Origin of the sequence: Pseudomonas fluorescens (genome assembly GCF_902497895.1) — a bacterium.
Lineage (GTDB): Bacteria > Pseudomonadota > Gammaproteobacteria > Pseudomonadales > Pseudomonadaceae > Aquipseudomonas > Aquipseudomonas fluorescens_BP.
The window spans coordinates 46,754-63,935 of sequence record NZ_CABVHQ010000001.1 but is presented as its reverse complement, the minus strand read 5'-3'; the positions used below and the strand labels follow the sequence as shown (position 1 = coordinate 63,935).

15 protein-coding genes and 1 pseudogene are annotated in these 17,182 nt (G+C 50.9%); 11 read left to right on the top strand and 5 right to left on the bottom strand.

The features are described from left to right. Positions 1 to 47: 47 nt before the first annotated feature. From F8N21_RS00240 to F8N21_RS00210, 7 genes are all read left to right on the top strand, one after another. Positions 48 to 1,595, top strand: coding sequence for a heparinase II/III family protein (locus F8N21_RS00240; RefSeq protein WP_224788142.1), 1,548 nt, complete (start codon positions 48 to 50; stop codon positions 1,593 to 1,595). Then, positions 1,592 to 2,809, top strand: a complete 1,218-nt coding sequence (locus F8N21_RS00235) for a glycosyltransferase family 4 protein (RefSeq protein ID WP_150640184.1) — start codon at positions 1,592 to 1,594, stop codon at positions 2,807 to 2,809. Before F8N21_RS00240 ends, F8N21_RS00235 begins: the two co-directional genes overlap by 4 nt. Beyond that, positions 2,806 to 3,399: a sugar transferase gene (locus tag F8N21_RS00230; RefSeq protein WP_150640183.1), complete on the top strand. Its 594-nt coding sequence runs from the start codon at positions 2,806 to 2,808 to the stop codon at positions 3,397 to 3,399. The genes F8N21_RS00235 and F8N21_RS00230 overlap by 4 nt, the downstream gene beginning before the upstream one ends. 143 nt (positions 3,400 to 3,542) lie before the next feature. Beyond that, positions 3,543 to 4,718, top strand: coding sequence for a DegT/DnrJ/EryC1/StrS family aminotransferase (locus tag F8N21_RS00225; protein ID WP_150640182.1), 1,176 nt, complete (start codon positions 3,543 to 3,545; stop codon positions 4,716 to 4,718). Positions 4,719 to 4,900: 182 nt separating this feature from the next. Beyond that, positions 4,901 to 6,886 carry a polysaccharide biosynthesis protein gene (locus F8N21_RS00220; RefSeq protein WP_412071615.1) on the top strand — a complete coding sequence of 662 codons (1,986 nt, stop codon included), beginning with the start codon at positions 4,901 to 4,903 and terminating at the stop codon, positions 6,884 to 6,886. A gap of 205 nt (positions 6,887 to 7,091) precedes the next feature. After that, complete coding sequence (locus F8N21_RS00215) at positions 7,092 to 8,849, top strand: alpha-L-rhamnosidase C-terminal domain-containing protein (protein WP_150640180.1); 1,758 nt, start codon at positions 7,092 to 7,094, stop codon at positions 8,847 to 8,849. 271 nt (positions 8,850 to 9,120) lie between these two features. Next, positions 9,121 to 10,470, top strand: a complete 1,350-nt coding sequence (locus F8N21_RS00210; protein ID WP_191624140.1) for an O-antigen polymerase — start codon at positions 9,121 to 9,123, stop codon at positions 10,468 to 10,470. Positions 10,471 to 10,616: 146 nt separating this feature from the next. Here the strand turns inward: F8N21_RS00210 and F8N21_RS00205 are convergent, their stop codons facing one another. After that, positions 10,617 to 11,471: a 3-hydroxyacyl-CoA dehydrogenase family protein gene (locus tag F8N21_RS00205; RefSeq protein WP_224788141.1), complete on the bottom strand. Its 855-nt coding sequence runs from the start codon at positions 11,469 to 11,471 to the stop codon at positions 10,617 to 10,619. A 15-nt stretch (positions 11,472 to 11,486) separates the two neighbouring features. Continuing rightward, positions 11,487 to 12,143, bottom strand: coding sequence for an acetyltransferase (locus F8N21_RS00200; protein WP_150640178.1), 657 nt, complete (start codon positions 12,141 to 12,143; stop codon positions 11,487 to 11,489). A 286-nt stretch (positions 12,144 to 12,429) separates the two neighbouring features. On the opposite strand from F8N21_RS00200, the pseudogene F8N21_RS30700 reads away from it, so the two are divergent. Further along, positions 12,430 to 12,549, top strand: a pseudogene (locus F8N21_RS30700) (hypothetical protein); the annotation flags it as partial. A gap of 115 nt (positions 12,550 to 12,664) precedes the next feature. Next, positions 12,665 to 12,994 (top strand): ComEA family DNA-binding protein, encoded by a 330-nt coding sequence (locus F8N21_RS00195; protein ID WP_150640177.1) that lies wholly within the window; start codon positions 12,665 to 12,667, stop codon positions 12,992 to 12,994. A gap of 119 nt (positions 12,995 to 13,113) precedes the next feature. Here the strand turns inward: F8N21_RS00195 and rfbC are convergent, their stop codons facing one another. Together rfbC and F8N21_RS00185 are read right to left on the bottom strand one after the other, a co-directional pair. Next, positions 13,114 to 13,659: a dTDP-4-dehydrorhamnose 3,5-epimerase gene (rfbC, locus tag F8N21_RS00190; RefSeq protein ID WP_150640176.1), complete on the bottom strand. Its 546-nt coding sequence runs from the start codon at positions 13,657 to 13,659 to the stop codon at positions 13,114 to 13,116. Between the two features lie 91 nt (positions 13,660 to 13,750). After that, complete coding sequence (locus F8N21_RS00185) at positions 13,751 to 13,954, bottom strand: hypothetical protein (RefSeq protein ID WP_150640175.1); 204 nt, start codon at positions 13,952 to 13,954, stop codon at positions 13,751 to 13,753. A gap of 366 nt (positions 13,955 to 14,320) precedes the next feature. Here F8N21_RS00185 and F8N21_RS00180 point away from each other — a divergent pair, with 366 nt between their 5' ends. After that, positions 14,321 to 15,115, top strand: coding sequence for an SDR family NAD(P)-dependent oxidoreductase (locus F8N21_RS00180; RefSeq protein ID WP_150640174.1), 795 nt, complete (start codon positions 14,321 to 14,323; stop codon positions 15,113 to 15,115). Positions 15,116 to 15,152: 37 nt separating this feature from the next. Beyond that, entirely contained in the window at positions 15,153 to 16,427 is a 1,275-nt protein-coding gene (gene fabF / locus F8N21_RS00175) for a beta-ketoacyl-ACP synthase II (protein ID WP_150640173.1), read from the top strand. Positions 16,428 to 16,430: 3 nt separating this feature from the next. Here fabF and F8N21_RS00170 read toward each other — a convergent pair whose 3' ends face one another. Then, positions 16,431 to 16,988 (bottom strand): TetR/AcrR family transcriptional regulator, encoded by a 558-nt coding sequence (locus F8N21_RS00170; protein ID WP_150640172.1) that lies wholly within the window; start codon positions 16,986 to 16,988, stop codon positions 16,431 to 16,433. Between the last annotated feature and the right edge of the window lie 194 nt (positions 16,989 to 17,182).

The following is a 17,182-nucleotide window of genomic DNA, read 5'->3' as shown; positions in this document are numbered from 1 at the left end:
CGGCTACTGCGCCTGATTGGCACTGTAACCCTCTGACGGGAGTTCGGGTGGACCAGCCAAATCGGAACTGGTGGGAGATTCCTGATTTTGATTCTCGCCTGGGCGACATCAAGATGGTTTGGGAAACCTCCCGACTTGACTGGCTGTTGGCATTTGCTCAGCGCGCGAAAGCGGGAGAAAGCTACTATTTATCGCAACTCGATAGCTGGCTTGCAGACTGGTGCGCAAACAATCCTCCCTATAAAGGCGTGAACTGGAAGTGCGGTCAGGAAGCGTCTATTCGAGTCATGCACCTGGCGATGGCATCGCTGATACTGGAGCAGACGGGCGAAGCGACCATTGCGCTGCTTGAACTTATAAAACAGCACCTGAAGAGAATCGCACCGACCCTGAGTTACGCAATGGCCCAGGATAACAACCACGGAACTTCCGAAGCCGCTGCGCTCTTTATTGGCGGCAGCCTGCTTACTCATAACGGACAAGCAGAGGGCGCTGAGTGGGTCCGACAGGGTTATAAGTGGCTGGAAAACCGAGCGGAGCGTTTGATCGAAGTGGATGGCAGCTTCAGCCAATACTCCCTCAACTATCACCGCGTGATGCTCGATACGTTCAGCATGGTTGAAGTGTGGCGCAGGCATCTGAACTTGTCGAAGCTTTCAGATACCTGGTACTCGCGCGCCGCAGCGGCTACGATCTGGCTTCGAGCGATGGTAAGGGAAGAAAATGGTGACGCTCCGAATCTGGGGGCTAATGACGGAGCACGCTTGCTTCAGTTGAGTCGCTCGGACTACCGTGACTTTCGTCCAAGTGTTCAACTTGCCATGAATCTTTTTTTGGGAAAAAACGCTTATGGTGAAGGAAGCTGGAACGAGCCTGCTGGCTGGCTAGGCTTGAAAGAATCGGTAGATAGGGCAGATCCACAGGTTAGTCAGGTCTTCGATAAAGGTGGTTTTGCTGTACTTCGTAACACTTATGCAATGGTGATGTTGAGATATCCTCGGTTTCGATTTAGACCCAGTCAGGCGGATGCGTTGCACGTCGACCTTTGGGTGGGAGCAAGTAACCTGCTGCGTGACGCAGGGACTTATTCTTATAACACTGAGGCCAAGTGGCTAAATTATTTTCCAGGCACAGCAGCTCATAACACGGTCCAGTTCGACAGCCGCGATCAAATGCCAAGGATCAGTCGCTTTCTGTTCGGTAACTGGTTGAAGACTTCTTATGTAGAACCGCTGCACACAGAGGAATCTGTTGCCAGTTTTGCAGCTGGCTACAAGGATGCGTCCGGAGCAGCGCATAAGCGCAAGGTCATGCTGACGGACAATTCCCTGACCGTCGTGGACCAAATTTCTGGCTTTAAACAAAAGGCTGTTCTTCACTGGCGCCTGATGCCGGGCTCCTGGCATCTGGAGGGTAATCGGCTGACGTGCGGTGATCATGTCATTGAAGTGCATGGCACCATGCCGATTGTCCGGCTGGAAATGGTCGAAGGCTGGGAATCCCTTTATTATCTCGACAAGACTGAAGTTCCAGTTCTTGAATTGGAAGTCAATCAGTCAGGTTCATTGACGACAGAGTATCGTTGGAGCTTATGAATATTCTTTATTTTCATCAACATTTTTCTACACCCAAAGGAAGTGTTGGTACCCGGTCCTACGAAATGGCCCGACGGTTGTTGGAACGTGGTCATACGGTGACCATGGTGTGTGGTAGTTATGGCGGGGGCGATACGGGGCTAACCACGAGTTTTGTGAACTCGCGTCGTCGCGGTGTTGTTGATGGAATCGACATTATTGAACTTGACCTTTCATATTCAAACAGAGACGGCTTTGTCAAACGAGCCCTCACGTTTATGAAATTTGCATTGGCAAGCGTTCGTATCGCCTTAACTGAACGCTATGACCTAGTGTTCGCGACCACCACGCCACTGACCGCCGGAATACCCGGTATATTTGCTCGCTGGCTGCGCGGTAAACCTTTTGTTTTTGAAGTAAGAGACTTATGGCCAGAACTGCCCAAGGCCATGGGAGTTATAACGAACCCGCTTATACTGGGCGCCATGTCAGTGCTGGAATGGACGACTTACCACTCGGCGCATCGTCTTATCGGTCTTTCGCCCGGTATCGTTGAAGGCATCGCGCATAGAGGGATAGAGACGAGCAAGATTACGCTGGTTCCCAATGGCTGTGATTTGGACATCTTTAATTCAGAGGTTGCATCCTGGCGCCCTGAAGGTGTGGAGGAGAGTGATTTGCTCGCGGTCTTCGCGGGAACGCATGGCATTGCCAACGGCCTGGATTCATTGCTGGATGCGGCTGCTGAATTGAAACGCCGTGGACGCCTCGACATCAAGTTGCTGTTGATTGGTCAGGGTAAGCTAAAGTCAGCCTTAGTCGCCAGAGCCAAGGCAGAACAACTGGATAACGTAGTTTTTCATGACCCGATCAATAAGGCAAAGCTGTCTGGACTGATGGCCAGTGCAGATGTGGGCTTGCAATTATTGGCCAATATTCCGGCTTTCTATTTCGGTACCTCACCCAACAAATTTTTTGACTATATTTCCGCGGGATTGCCGGTACTCAATAATTATCCGGGTTGGCTGGCCAAGATGATAACAGAGCATAAGTGCGGCTTTTCCGTGCCACCGGAAGACGCTGTTACTTTTGCACAGGCGCTTGAGAAAGCGGCCGATGATAGAGACGCTTTGAAGCTGATGGGTAAGAACGCGCGTCAATTGGCTGAATGCGAATTTGATCGAAAAATGTTGTCAAATCATTTCGTCGATTGGTTGGAAGGGGTGAAATCTTGATCAAGCGAATGTTCGATATCGTCGCGTCACTCTTGGGGCTGCTCCTGCTTTCGCCAGTAATTGCCGTTACAGCTTGGCAAATTAAACGCAAATTAGGTTCGCCGGTTCTTTTTCGACAGCTACGTCCGGGTCTCAATGGCGTGCCATTTGAGATGATCAAGTTCCGCACCATGCGCGATGCACTGGATGCCGAGGGCAACCCTTTGCCTGACTCCGAGCGGATGACCCCTTTCGGGAGCTTCTTGCGCGCTACGAGCCTGGATGAGTTGCCGGAGCTGCTGAATGTACTCAAGGGCGACATGAGTATGGTTGGGCCGCGCCCTCTTCTAGTCGAGTACTTGCCGCTCTACAATGCCGAGCAATACCGCAGGCATGAGGTGAGGCCAGGTGTTACGGGCTGGGCACAGATCAATGGGCGCAATGCGCTGAGTTGGAATGAGAAATTTACACTGGATGTTTGGTATGTCGATAACAAGTCGATTTGTCTTGACCTCAAAATAATCTTCAAAACGATACGAAAAGTGGTCATCCGTGACGGGATTAGTGCTGACGGCGAGGTTTCTATGTCAAAATTCACGGGCAATGAGTAGATCGATCAGTTGCGCCCGGTGACGTTTCTCCCGGGGAGGGCGCAGCGGCAGGCGGCAGCGCCAGACACCACTCTAGGTGATTTTTCCAGGACCCAGCTGTTAAGCTCCAATTCGCCTATCCATAAAATTTGGACCTATTAATTATGCTTAACACTCCATTTTCTCCTTGGCCATCGTTTTCCGAAGAGGAGGCTAATGCAGTTCGTGATGTGATTCTCTCCAATAAAGTCAATTATTGGACAGGGCAAGAGTGTCGAGAGTTTGAGAAAGAGTTTGCCTCGTGGAGTGGGACTAAATATGCAGTTGCCGTCGCGAACGGCACTGTTGCTTTGGATCTGGCCTTGAAGGCTTTGGGCATTGGTAATGGTGACGAAGTTATCGTTACTTCGAGAACGTTCCTTGCATCGGTCTCAAGTATTGTCAATGCCGGGGCGATCCCGATTTTTGCTGATGTGGATCGCGACTCGCAGAATATTACGGCTGACACCATCCGCGCCGTTTTGTCCCCCAACACTAAAGCAATCATCTGCGTACACCTTGCGGGCTGGCCATGTGACATGGACCCGATCATGGCGCTTGCCGACGAGCTGGGCCTCAAGGTTATCGAGGATTGCGCTCAGGCCCATGGCGCGTGTTACAAGGGGCTGCCGGTCGGTAGCATAGGTCACGTTGGGGCATGGTCCTTCTGCCAGGATAAAATCATGACGACCGGAGGGGAGGGCGGCATGGTGACAACCAATGATCGAGATCTCTGGGCAGCGATGTGGGCCTATAAAGATCACGGCAAGAGTTGGCATGCGGTTTACGAGCAGGAACATCAGCCTGGATTCCGCTGGTTGCACGAGAGCTTCGGGACAAATTGGCGGATGCTTGAGGTTCAGGCAGTGTTGGGGCGTATCCAACTCAGTAAAATGGCGGAGTGGACCGCGCGAAGAGTTAAGAATTCGAACCAGATCTGGGATTGCGCCAAGCACCTGAAAGGGCTTCGCGTACCCGCTGTTCCGAATGACTATTCCCATGCAGCTTATAAATGTTATGTGTTCCTGAAATCTGAAACGTTGAAGGACGGATGGTCGCGGGACAGGATTTTGGCCGAAATTGGCTCGCGCGGCATTCCTTGTTTCTCCGGCTCCTGCTCCGAAGTTTATCTAGAAAAAGCCTTCGATAATACTGACTGGCGCCCTGCCAAGCGGCTTGAAGTGGCGGCCGAGCTTGGCGAAACAAGCATTATGTTTATGGTGCACCCAACGCTTAGCGAGGCTGAAATAGACAAAACCTGTCAAGTGTTGACAGAAGTGATGCTGCTCGCGACGCATTAAGCTGCTACGGGATAGGCTGACGCGGGACATGGACCAACAAGCTGCCTGAAATGAGGCAGTTTTTTGTGCTATTTTGGAGGCACGGCCAACTGGTAGCTAAAGTTTATTTTATTGCATTAGCCTCAGGGATTTAACGCTCATCGTTGAGGGTTTTTGCGGTGTTTCAGAAGGGAGTAGAAAGGTTGAGAGGTTTCTTGCTGGGTTTGCCACGCCGAAAAAAACGTGCCTTTCAGTTAACTGCTGATGTTGTTTTAGTATGGGTCGCGCTCTGGATGGCATTTATTGTGCGTCTGGGCATCGACGAAATGATAAACCCCTTTAAAGAGCACTTCTGGCTGTTTCTGGTTGCCCCTGTTGTAGCTATTCCGATATTCATCAGGTGCGGTATGTACCGTGCGGTAATGCGTTATTTTGGAAATGACGCATTAATTGTAATCATCAAAGCTGTGACGCTGTCTGCGCTTATACTGGGTTTTATCGTTTATTGGTATAGTAACCATCAGCATGTGGTGCCTCGCTCCATTATGTTTAATTACTGGTGGCTCAGCCTGATAATGATCGGTGGGCTACGCTTGGCCATGCGCCAGTATTTTCTGGGTGACTGGTTTGCTGCTGCTCAGCATGTGCCATTTGCCAGCAGGAATGATGGAATACCTAAAGTTGCCATATATGGAGCCGGCGCTGCAGGTAATCAACTTGTTGCTGCGCTTCGAATGGGCAGGTTAATGCGACCTGTCGCATATATTGATGATGATCATAGTATTTCAAACAGTGCAATCGCCGGTTTGCAAGTTTATAAGCCCAAACATATCAAGCGGATGATTGAGGTGACGGGAGCTCAGGAAATTTTATTAGCTATTCCTTCATCAACTCGCGCCCGTCGCCGCGAAATCCTTACTTACCTGGAAGGGTTTCCGTTACACGTTAGAACTGTTCCGGGCTTTATGGACCTGGCGAGCGGACGGGTCAAAGTTGACGATATCCAAGAAGTAGACGTAGCGGATTTGCTAGGGCGTGATTCCGTACCCGCGAAGGATAACTTACTGGAGCACTGCATCAAAGGGCGCGCCGTTCTGGTAACGGGAGCTGGCGGATCCATAGGCTCGGAACTGTGCCGCCAGATCATGTCGCTGGGTCCTACAACACTGTTGCTGTTCGAACACAGCGAATTCAATCTATACGAAATCACCTCCGAACTGGAACATCGGTTGGTCAGAGAGTCCCTTCCCATCAAGTTGCTTCCGATCCTTGGTTCTATCCGCAACCAACCCAAGCTGTTGGACGTAATGAGGACTTGGAAAGTCGATACGGTTTATCACGCTGCTGCTTATAAACATGTACCTATGGTCGAGCATAATATTTCCGAAGGTATTTTGAATAATGTTATCGGTACGTTAAATACTGCGGAAGCAGCGTTAAGATCCGGTGTATCAAATTTTGTACTCGTTTCGACGGACAAGGCGGTTCGGCCAACAAATGTTATGGGCAGTACCAAGCGCCTGGCAGAGTTGATTTTGCAAGCCTTGAGCCATGAAGTGGCACCTGTGTTATTCGGCGACACAAGTAACGTCTCAAGCGTTAACAAGACACGTTTCACCATGGTTCGTTTCGGTAACGTTCTCGGTTCATCCGGATCCGTCATTCCACTCTTCCATAGGCAGATCAAAGCTGGGGGACCATTGACCGTTACGCATCCAAAAATCACACGCTACTTTATGACTATTCCCGAAGCGGCCCAACTGGTTATACAGGCAGGCTCTATGGGACTTGGCGGTGATGTTTTTGTTCTGGATATGGGGGAGCCCGTTAAAATCATCGAATTAGCACAAAAGATGATTCACTTGTCCGGTATGAGTATTCGCTCGGAAACCAATCCGCATGGGGACATTGCTATCGAATTCACCGGTCTGAGGCCAGGCGAAAAGCTCTACGAGGAACTGTTAATTGGTGATGATGTCGTGGCTACCGAACATCCGATGATCCTGAGTGCCAATGAGGACTATGTCGCTTGGGACCATCTCAAGGCTAAGCTTGTAGAGTTGAATTCAGCGGTTGTTGCGGATGACTATACTAGAGTTCGCCAACTGCTCCGTGAAACCGTAAGCGGTTATACCCCTGATGGGGAAATCGTAGACTGGATCTACCAGCAACGACGCCTGGATCCGTAATTACGTATCAATGATGCTCTGCGCGCTCGCTATGATGCGCGCCTTGAGCTCTTTCTATCATTAAATGAGTGTGTTCGCGAACAGAAACACCTGACTTCAGCGGATTACGGCCTCGAAATTCTCATAATACGGTGGGCCGTCGGGACATCATTCAATGATCCCGATCAAATTGATTTTACGATAAAAAAGACGAGAGATCGTACAGATGAAATCGTTCTGCATATTGTTTTTTACTTTTAATTTAACTTTTATTTTTTCATCGGTTTCGGCGGCGGAGCAGGAGCGTCCGGTGGGTATAGAAGGATCGGTCAAGCTGTTTAAGCTTGCGCCCGTCAAGGTGGACATTGGCGAGAGCAAAATCACTGTTGATTATGGAAAAGTATATTTTTCAAAGGTGACAATTACCCCCAACTCGGAGAATGTGGGTAAGACGATAACAATCAAGTTAAGAGAAAGCAGTCAGCCAGACCCGCTTCCGAGTACAGGTCAGGAAAAAATAGGCGTTCGCTATCTGGAAGAAAATATTACCTTGCGTAAAGGTCCACAGGAACTACCGCTTCCTGTCGCGGACAAGAGGTTGATGCCTGTCAGTATTGGGGCTGTAATGCCGTTTCGTTACGTCGATATTTATGGATGGAAGGGGGAGTTTTCGGAAAAATTCATCAGTGTCGAGTTTTCTCGTTCATCGAAATATGAGAACCGAGGCGTAATCAATTTCTCCGGTGGTCAAACGGCCAATGAGTTAAACAGAATCCTTGATTTGGCGAACCATACGATCGAAACCACCAGCTTTGCGGGTATATTCGTGGATGGTGACAGAGAGCGGCTGCCTTATGAGGCTGACGCTTACATCAACATGCTTGGCTGGTTTGCCAACGTGGGTGACGTTACCGTACCTCGAAGAACCTTCGAATACCTGGTTGATCATCCAAGTTGGCCCACGGAATGGCAGGCACACATGATATTCATGGCGTGGGCCGATTATTTACAGACCGGCGACTCCAAATTCTTGCGCAAGCATTATGACTGGCTCAAAACGATGAGCCTAGAGGAGGCTATCTCCGAAACCGGGATGGTGGATGTCACGAAAATTTCTCAGGAGTTCAAAGAAAAGCTCAAAGTAACCTACCCGCTAGGGGACATCGTTGATTGGCCACCCAATCAACGGGACGGTCACGAAATGCTTGCAAACAACACAGTTACCAACGCATTTGTCTACATGGGCTTCATGCGCATGGCTGATATCGCTCGTGTTTTGGGAGAGGAATCGGATCGTAGTAGATTCAGCGTTCTGGCCAGCAGTCTGAAAAATGTCATGGATGCTAAAGTGAGGGGGCAGGACGGGTTGTATGTCGATGGTATTGGCTCCACGCACACATCTGCCCACAGCTTGTTTATCCCCTTGGCGTTCGGCATGGTTGATAACAATCAGCGCAGCGGTGTCTTGAAGATGCTGGCCACGAAAGTCGGAAATTATGGTGGTGGTTTCCCTGGTTCGGTTTTCACGGCTCAGTATCTGTTGGAAGCGTTATTTGAATCGGGTGAAGACGATCTGGCTCTCGCGCTGATGTTGAACAAGACTGAGCGCGGCTGGATGAACATGTTAAACAAATATGATGCCACCATTACCCATGAGGCATGGGATGTTCAGTTTAAGGATAACGAAGACTGGACCCATCCTTGGGGAGCTGCTCCGGCTAATATCATTCCACGGTTCATCTTGGGTATTAATGCGACAGCGCCTGGCTGGAAAAATTGGGAAATAAAACCGTCTAAGGTATTGACATTTTCCGCGAAGGCGAAGATACCAACACCTCATGGATTGATCGATATCACATACGACTACCCAAAACGGAAAATAGTATTCAATGTGCCAGAAGGTACAGTGGCCAAATTAAACTTCAGCCAACGCTCGCTGCAATTCAAGCCCGGTCGGCACGAAGCCGTATGGGACGTCCAATGAGTAGATGACTCTTTGCGAGAAAAGCGCCGAAGCTGGTTTCGGCGCTTTTAAAGCTTCTGTATTGATCTTGTTACGGGTAGGATGGATACCAATCAAGGTTGAGAATACTGCGGTTTGGATGACAGGGACGCCCTAAGCTTAAGGGAACCATGGTGGAGTAAATTTTGTATCGGTACCTAGCACCTTCAGACGCCTAGTCATGACGATTGATGCAGTGATTCATCTCAGCCTGTTTTAACGCAGACTCAGAAACCAGATAAAGAACTTACCAGTGATAGATACCGATATAGTTTCTAAAGTGTTGGCAATAATATTCAGCTTCGGGATTTTTGGAGCCGCGCTGCTGTTCAAGTCATATACAAGATCTTGGTCGTCGCCACCTGTTATATTTGCATTGTTCTGGTTTTTGTTTACATTTTTCCCGCTGGTTGTAATGTTCTCGATACCGATCGACCCCTACTCAATACTGTTTATATTGTGCTGCGTAATACTTTTCGGAATTTCGTGTATGTTTTTTCCTTGGGGATTTGCTATAGCAGCAAATAAGTTGAAGCTTAAAGAATCCCCAACTCTTTACTCCGGAAAGCTTTTTTCATTGACCTTCTACTGCATGCAGACATCAGTTGTCGCCTGCATACTCGCCAACCTCTCCATACAAGGTTTTTCACCAGCTGACTTTTTTAGCGATCTGCTCGGGACAGCTAACAAATATCTTGTTGCAAGATACGATGGTAAAATAACTCCGAACATATACGCTCAGTTAGGTGTGGCTCTTAATTACACGGGCGTGTGTATTGGAGGGATGATAGTAGGCAATCGGAAAAATATTTTTAGAAAGCTGATTGTGTTTGCAATGAGCTTTATTCCGTCCGCTCTACACATGCTCATTTATGCCGACAAAGGAACGTTATTTTTATGTGCTGCACTATTCTATGGTGGAGTAATTATCGCAAGGACGCACGCGGGCGACACTGACCTAACAAACAAAAAAACCAACAGAATTGCACTTGTCTCAGTGTTAGTGCTGTTCCCGATTTTACTGGCATCCTTTATGGCAAGGGGGATTGGTGATGGAACCACAAGTCAGACCATAGAGCGACTACAGTATTATATGTCTTCCTATGCATTCGGTCATCTGTATGCATTTTCCGATTGGTTTTCAAGTATTACTTCGGGCGAATCGCGCAGCATTTTTTACAATTCAAGTGGCTATACGTATGGCCTGTATACTTTTATGGCGATTTTTAAGTTTTTCGGCGATACAACTTATATACCGGACGGTTATTATGAAGAGTACTATAACTTCAATGATTTAATTCAAACGAATATTTACACAATGTATCGTGGGCTAATTCAAGATTTTAGCTTTGTTGGGGCGCTCGTTTATATGGCGTGTAGTGGGATTTTATTTAATCTCGCATATTATCGACTGTTAACAAGTAAAAAGCCAGTGTTCTCTGCAGCGCTGTATATTTGTATGATTGGCTATATATACTCTACGTTTCTTATAAGTATCATGACTTGGAATAGTATTTTTGCGGTATTTGTTGTTCTGTCACTTATTTTTATGGCAAATTGCATTTTTAATGAACTAGGTAAAAGAAGTTCGATCGCAACATAAATATCATGACTCGGCCACTTATCATCGCAGTGTCAGCACTTTCAATAGTTGAAATTGGGCTGTCGACCATGAACAGGAGTCGGTAGAGGTAGCTTCTGGGCCAGTCTATCAAACAATTCGATCTGGCCCGATCTAGCCTTTTACATTCAGTAGTTGTAAAAGCCGGAACCTGTTTTCCGCCCAAGTCGATTAGCCCTAACCATTTTTCTTAGTAGTGGGTGAGCTCTGTATTTGGAGTCGCCGGTTTCGTTATGTAGTGTTTCCATGATCGATAGGTTGACGTCGTTGCCAATAAGGTCTGCCAGGGCTAGCGGTCCTATCGGATGGTTCGCTCCAAGCTTCATAGCCTTGTCTATTTCTTCCGCGCTGGCTACACCCTCTGCTAATATTCCGATGGCTTCATTGATCATCGGAATCAGCATTCTATTGACTATGAATCCCGGCGCCTCATTAACCAGTACCGGATCTTTACCTAATGACTTAGCAAGATTCATCGCCCAGATTTCGGTTTCTTTTGATGTTGAAAGCCCGACGATTACTTCAATCAGTTTCATTACTGGCGCGGGGTTGAAGAAATGCAAGCCAATAACGTTTTGTGGGTTTTTTGTCAGGCTTGCCAGTTCTGTTATCGAAAGAGAAGACGTGTTGGATGCTATTACTGCGTTAGGGTTTGCGGTCGTTGCAATTTCCTTGAATATGCAGTGCTTGATATTCATATCTTCAGACACAGCTTCTATGATTAAGCCGCAATCTGAGATTTCTTTATATTCGCTCGTGATAGAGATTTTTCTGGAGAAGTTAGATACGTCTTCTGATGATAGTTTTTTTTTGTTAACCATTCGGTCCCACTGAGTATTAAGATCCTCCAGTGGTAGAGCGCAAGCTAGCGCAGATCGGCCAACCCACACTATCGAAGAAACACATTTCGATTGTGCAAGGACCTGAACAATACCCTTTCCCATAGTTCCTGAACCAATAACAGCAACCTTGATTTTTTCCATTGCTAATTTAATCCTTTACTTCGAATCTTTGCGGAGTGGCTTTGCCGGGTTTCCAAAAACCGTTGTGTATGGAGCAACGCTTTTTGTAACTACGGAACCCATGCCGACAATAGCGCCCTTTCCTATAGTTATTGGTCTGTCCGGGGTGCCCTGTCTAATCATTGCGCCTGTCCCTATATAAGCGTGATCTTCAATCACTACACTTCCATTGCATTGAACGTTAGGGGCGAATGTGACAAAGTCACCAATTACACAGTCGTGCGCGACGTATGAATAAATATTTGCGTGAAAAAAATTACCAATTTTTGTATTTGCTGTGACCGTAGTGAATGGGCAAAAAACGGCACCAGCGCCTATTGAGTTATTAGTTAGGTTTACTGAGTTCATGGCTGATATAGAAAAAGGCTGTATGTTCAGTAGTATTAGTTTTTCAGAAATAGATTGTCGTAGCTGGCTGTTGGCTATCGTTATGTTGAAAAACTTATCGCCTTTCATTTCTATAAAGGATTCAGTGTTTATGACACTATATCCATTAATTGTTTTTTCTTGAGCGTTGTCATCCACGAAGACAATTTTAAACTCGTCCTGAGTGATCATGCCTAGCATTTCAGTTGCGAGAGGTGCTACTTCTCGCCCAAAACCACCAGCTCCAACAATTGCATAAATTTTCATTTTCAATCCTTAATTTCTATCTGGAGGCAGCTGTAACCTGAAAGATTTTGAGACGCGCAGGACCGCTGAGTTCATGGATGCGGCAGGATTCTACAGGCGAAAGAGTCTTGTGTCAGGGGCGGGAGATCGCTGCAGAGGTCGTGTTCGGTCGGCAGGTAATCACCAACGCGCTAGGCTATTAGAGGGGGGAGGCGCTGCTTGAGGTAATCGCTGGCAGTCTCAATGCCAGAAAGATCTTCGTCGAAGTGGAGGCGATCGCGGTATTTGGCTATGCCGTCACCCGCCTGCCGTTGAGCAGGATGACTATGCCCGGGTCCGTCAATTACTGCGCGCCACAGTCAGCGGCTATGCTCCAGACGGCGAGATCGTCGACTGGATCTACCAGCAACGCCGCCTCGAACCCTGATCTCACATATGTTGTAACTCAGCCATTTTTGACATACGCATGACATCGCCTAGGTTTGGAAGGCAGCTTCGGAAAAGCTGCTTCTCCCCTATCGATGTCATGGAGTGTGTCTCTTATGCGTACTACCTACCTCTCGTCCCTGGTCTTTGCTTTGCTGGCCAGTGCCTCTCTTGCCGTCAATGCCGCACCTGCCAAATCGGAACCCGCTGCGCCTGTCGCGGTGCAAGTGGCGTCTGCCGGGCAGGCCTCCAGAATTAATCTCAATGCGGCCGATGCCGCGACCTTGCAACGTGAACTCTCCGGGATCGGCGAGGCCAAGGCGAAGGCGATTGTGGCTTACCGTGAAAGCAACGGGCCATACACTTCGGTGGATGAGTTGTTGGAGGTTAAGGGGATCGGCAAGGCGATTCTGGACAAGAACCGCGACATGCTTGAAATCAAGTAAACACGATTCGTTCGTAGCAGCTAAGGCCGGTCATTGACCGGTCTTTTTTTTGGTGGGCTGGAGTCGTATCGAACGCCTGTGAGTACAGACGCACTATGCCCAGCCTCGGCCGAGAACGATCACGGGAGCAGATCGACCTCTTGCAGGGTTTTGCCTGCCTGGTCCTTGGTCGAGAGCTGTGGCGCTTCACTGAGCTGCCAGTCGATGGCCAGCGTCGGGTCGTTCCAGAGAATGCAGCGCTCAGCCTCTGGCGTGTAGTAGTTGGTGGTTTTGTAGAGAAATTCCGCGTAGTCGCTCAGCACTACGAAACCGTGGGCGAAGCCTTCCGGGACCCAGAGCTGGCGATGGTTTTCAGCCGACAAACGCACCGCAACCCAATGGCCGAAATTCGGCGAGCTGCGGCGGACGTCCACTGCTACGTCGAGTACTTCACCGGCGGTGACTCGCACCAGTTTTCCCTGAGTGTTTTCAAGCTGGTAGTGTAAACCGCGCAGCACACCTTTTTGCGAGCGGGAATGATTGTCCTGAACAAATTGCGTGTTCAGGCCGGTCGCCTCCGCGAAAGCCTTGGCATTGAAGCTTTCAAAGAAGAAGCCGCGCTCGTCACCAAATACCTTGGGTTCGATGATCAGAACACCGGGCAGGTCGGTGGTGACTACATTCATTGGTTTTCTCCAGCGATAGTGAACGGGTAATGGCCGTGGCCAGTATTGCCCAAAAAAAGGGCATATTAGAGCAATGGCTTGATCAGGCAAATCAGATCTTTGAAATCAGTGAATCCCAGGCGTTCGCCTTGATTGCTCCCTCCGGGACCAGTTGGCACCGCTCCAGGTTTTCCAGATGCCACTGCACGGTTTTGCGCAGCCTGCTCGATTCCGCTGGCAACGATGACGTGACGAAAAATCCGCGGACCAAGCCGATGTTTTGCTGCTCGTTATAGCCGTCGATGTTATAGGTCAAGCGACCTCACCTTCGGTCACCACTTCGACTCTGGATTCTACGAATGACGTTCAGGTCGCAGCACAAAGTCAGAAACCTACATTCTGCTCCCTCGCCCCTGTAGGTCGGCGCTCCGGGAGGGCAGAGGTCACCCCGCTTCCTACTGGATTTTTTCTCGCCTCGGGCATTCGTCCATACATCGCCGCTATGTTTGATAAGTCGCAAACCCACGCAGAACCGTGAGGAGCCGACCCATGGTGATTGTTCGAGCCATTAAATTATGGCTATCATATTAACTTGAAATTATGCCTATAATAAAACCCTCTCCGGTCTGAGCCTTCCCCACCGGACACTCAGGCTCCCCCAGCATTCCCCAGGAGTACAGCTATGAACCCTGTCCAATCCAAAGGTACGGCCCTCATCACCGGCGCTTCCTCCGGCATCGGAGCAATCTACGCCGAGCGGCTGGCAAAACGTGGTTACGACCTGCTGTTGGTGGCTCGCGACGAGCAGCGTCTAGAGTCGGCCGCGACTCGGTTGCGGGCTGAGTATGGTGTGCAGGTTGAGGTGTTGAAGGCGGATCTGACGCTCAAGTCGGATCTGTTGAACGTCGAACAGCGCTTACGCAGCGATTCCAACATCAGCCTGCTGATGAACAATGCCGGTATCGCCGCCGATGGTCCGTTGGCCAGTGCCGATATGGATCAGCTGGAGCGGATGATTCAGCTCAATGTGGTGGCGGTCACGCGTTTGGCTTCGGCTGGCGCGCAGAGTTTTTCGGCTGCCGGGCGGGGGGCGATTATCAACGTGGGGTCGGTGGTGGCGTTGATTCCGGAGCGATTCAATGCGACGTATGCGGCGACCAAGGCTTATGTGTTGAGTCTGACCCAGTCGTTGAACACCGAGCTGGAGGGTTCGGGTGTGCAGGTGCAGGCGGTGTTGCCGGGTGTGACGCGCACCGAGATCTGGGAGCGTTCGGGTATTGATGCCAATGCGATTCCGGCGCAGATGGTGATGGAGGCCGATGAGATGGTCAGTGCGGCGTTGGCCGGTTTTGATCAGGGTGAGTTGATCACTATTCCGTCGCTGCCGGATGCGGCGGATTGGCAGGCGATGACGGCTGCGCGGCATGCCCTGGGTCCAAATTTGTCGAAGAGCAGTGCGGCTGCCCGCTATAAGTAATGGGCGGGTCCATGAATGAATTTGAGGTGGTGAAGTTATGAGCGGACGTCGAGTGGTAGTGACCGGCATGGGTTTGGTGTCGCCGTTGGGTTGCGGTGTCGAGCCGGTCTGGGAGCGTTTGCTCGCCGGTCGTTCGGGCCTGCGCCAGTTGCCGGACGCGGTGGTGGCTGATTTGTCGGCCAGGGTTGGCGGTGTGGTGCCTACTCTGGCGGAGGATAGCGAGGCGGGGTTTGATCCGGATCGGGCGACGTCACCCAAAGAGCAGAAGAAGATGGACCGCTTCATTCTGTTCGCCATGGCGGCTGCGCAGCAGGCGCTGGAGCAGGCGGGTTGGGTGGCGGGCGATGCTCGGGCGCAGGAGCGTACGGCGACGATCATTGGATCGGGGGTGGGTGGTTTCGGCGCGATTGCCGATGCGGTACGAACCACCGACAGCAAGGGCCCGCGACGTTTGTCGCCGTTCACCATTCCGTCATTCCTGGTCAATCTGGCGGCGGGTCATGTGTCGATCCAGCACGGTTTCAAAGGCCCGCTGGGTGCGCCGGTAACCGCTTGTGCCGCAGGCGTTCAGGCGATTGGTGATGCGGCACGCTTGATTCGGTGTGGCGAGGCGGATATTGCGGTCTGTGGTGGCGCGGAAGCGGCCATCGATCGAGTCAGTCTTGCCGGGTTCGCGGCGGCCAGGGCCTTGTCCAGTGGTTATAACGAGACGCCTGAGCGCGCTTCGCGGCCGTTCGACAGTGGCCGCGATGGCTTTGTCATGGGCGAGGGCGCGGGGCTTCTGGTGATTGAGGAGCTGGAGCACGCATTGGCCCGTGGCGCTCAGCCGTTGGCGGAGCTGGTCGGTTATGGCACCAGTGCCGATGCCTATCATCTGACCGCCGGCCCGGAGGATGGCAGCGGTGCGCGGCGTTCCATGGCGCTGGCATTGGCCCAGGCCGGGATCAGCGCGGGCCAGGTGCAGCATCTCAACGCTCACGCGACTTCTACGCCGGTGGGTGATCTGGCTGAAATCGCCGCTATCAAGTCGTTATTCGGTGAGCACCCGGAGGTTGCGGTGACTTCGACCAAGTCCGCCACCGGGCACCTGTTGGGCGCTGCTGGCGGGATTGAGGCGATCTTTACCATTCTGGCGATCCGCGATCAGATCGCGCCGGCCACGCTGAATCTGGATAACCCGGATGCGGCAGTCGCAGGTCTGGACATCGTCCATGGCCAGGCGCGGCCGATGGCGATCGAGTATGCGTTGTCCAATGGCTTCGGCTTTGGCGGGGTGAACGCCAGTGTGTTGTTCAAGCGCTGGCAGGGTTGACGCTTAGTCAATCTGCTGTTTCAAGAAGTCGCGGGTGATATCGAGAATCCGCGTGGCCAGTTCCGGGTTCTCGACACTGCGCGACAGCATCAGCGCCCCCACCAGGGTCGACATCACGATGATGCTCTGATCGGCGGCATTCGGGCCGCCGAGGGCGGTTTCCACTTGCTTGAGTCTTGAGTCGAGGATGGCATCGCTGGTCGGGCTGGGTTGCCCGCGCTGGCCGAGTTCCGAAGACATGGTGGGCAGCGGGCAGCCCTGATCGGGGGAGGTCTGGTGCCATTCGGAAAGGTAGGTGTCGATGAACGCTTCCAGCGGGCGTTCCTGGGCGAAGAGTTCGGCGCAGCGAACGTCGACTTGTTCGCCGGCGGCCTGGAGAGCTTTTTCCACCAGTTCGTCTTTGGATTTGAAGTGGGAATAAAAACCCCCGTGGGTCAGGCCCAGGGCTTTCATCAGCGGTTGCAGACCGGTAGCGCCGATACCGTCTCGGCGAAAACGCACTGAAGCTTCCTTGATGATGCGCTGATGGGTCCGGGCTTTATGGTCTTGCGAGTAACGCATCTAAGAGTCTCCACAACAATCGCGCATATTAACCAAGGTAAATTGGATGGTGACCGTACTTCTATTTCTGCATGCGCTGATTCTGGGAACTGGTTGGCACCAATAGTGGTTATGGATTGGCTGAGGACTGTTGAGCACTCATAAGGCAATCACCATGAGCCGCCGCAGTGCATCGGGCGTTGGGCCACCTGCAC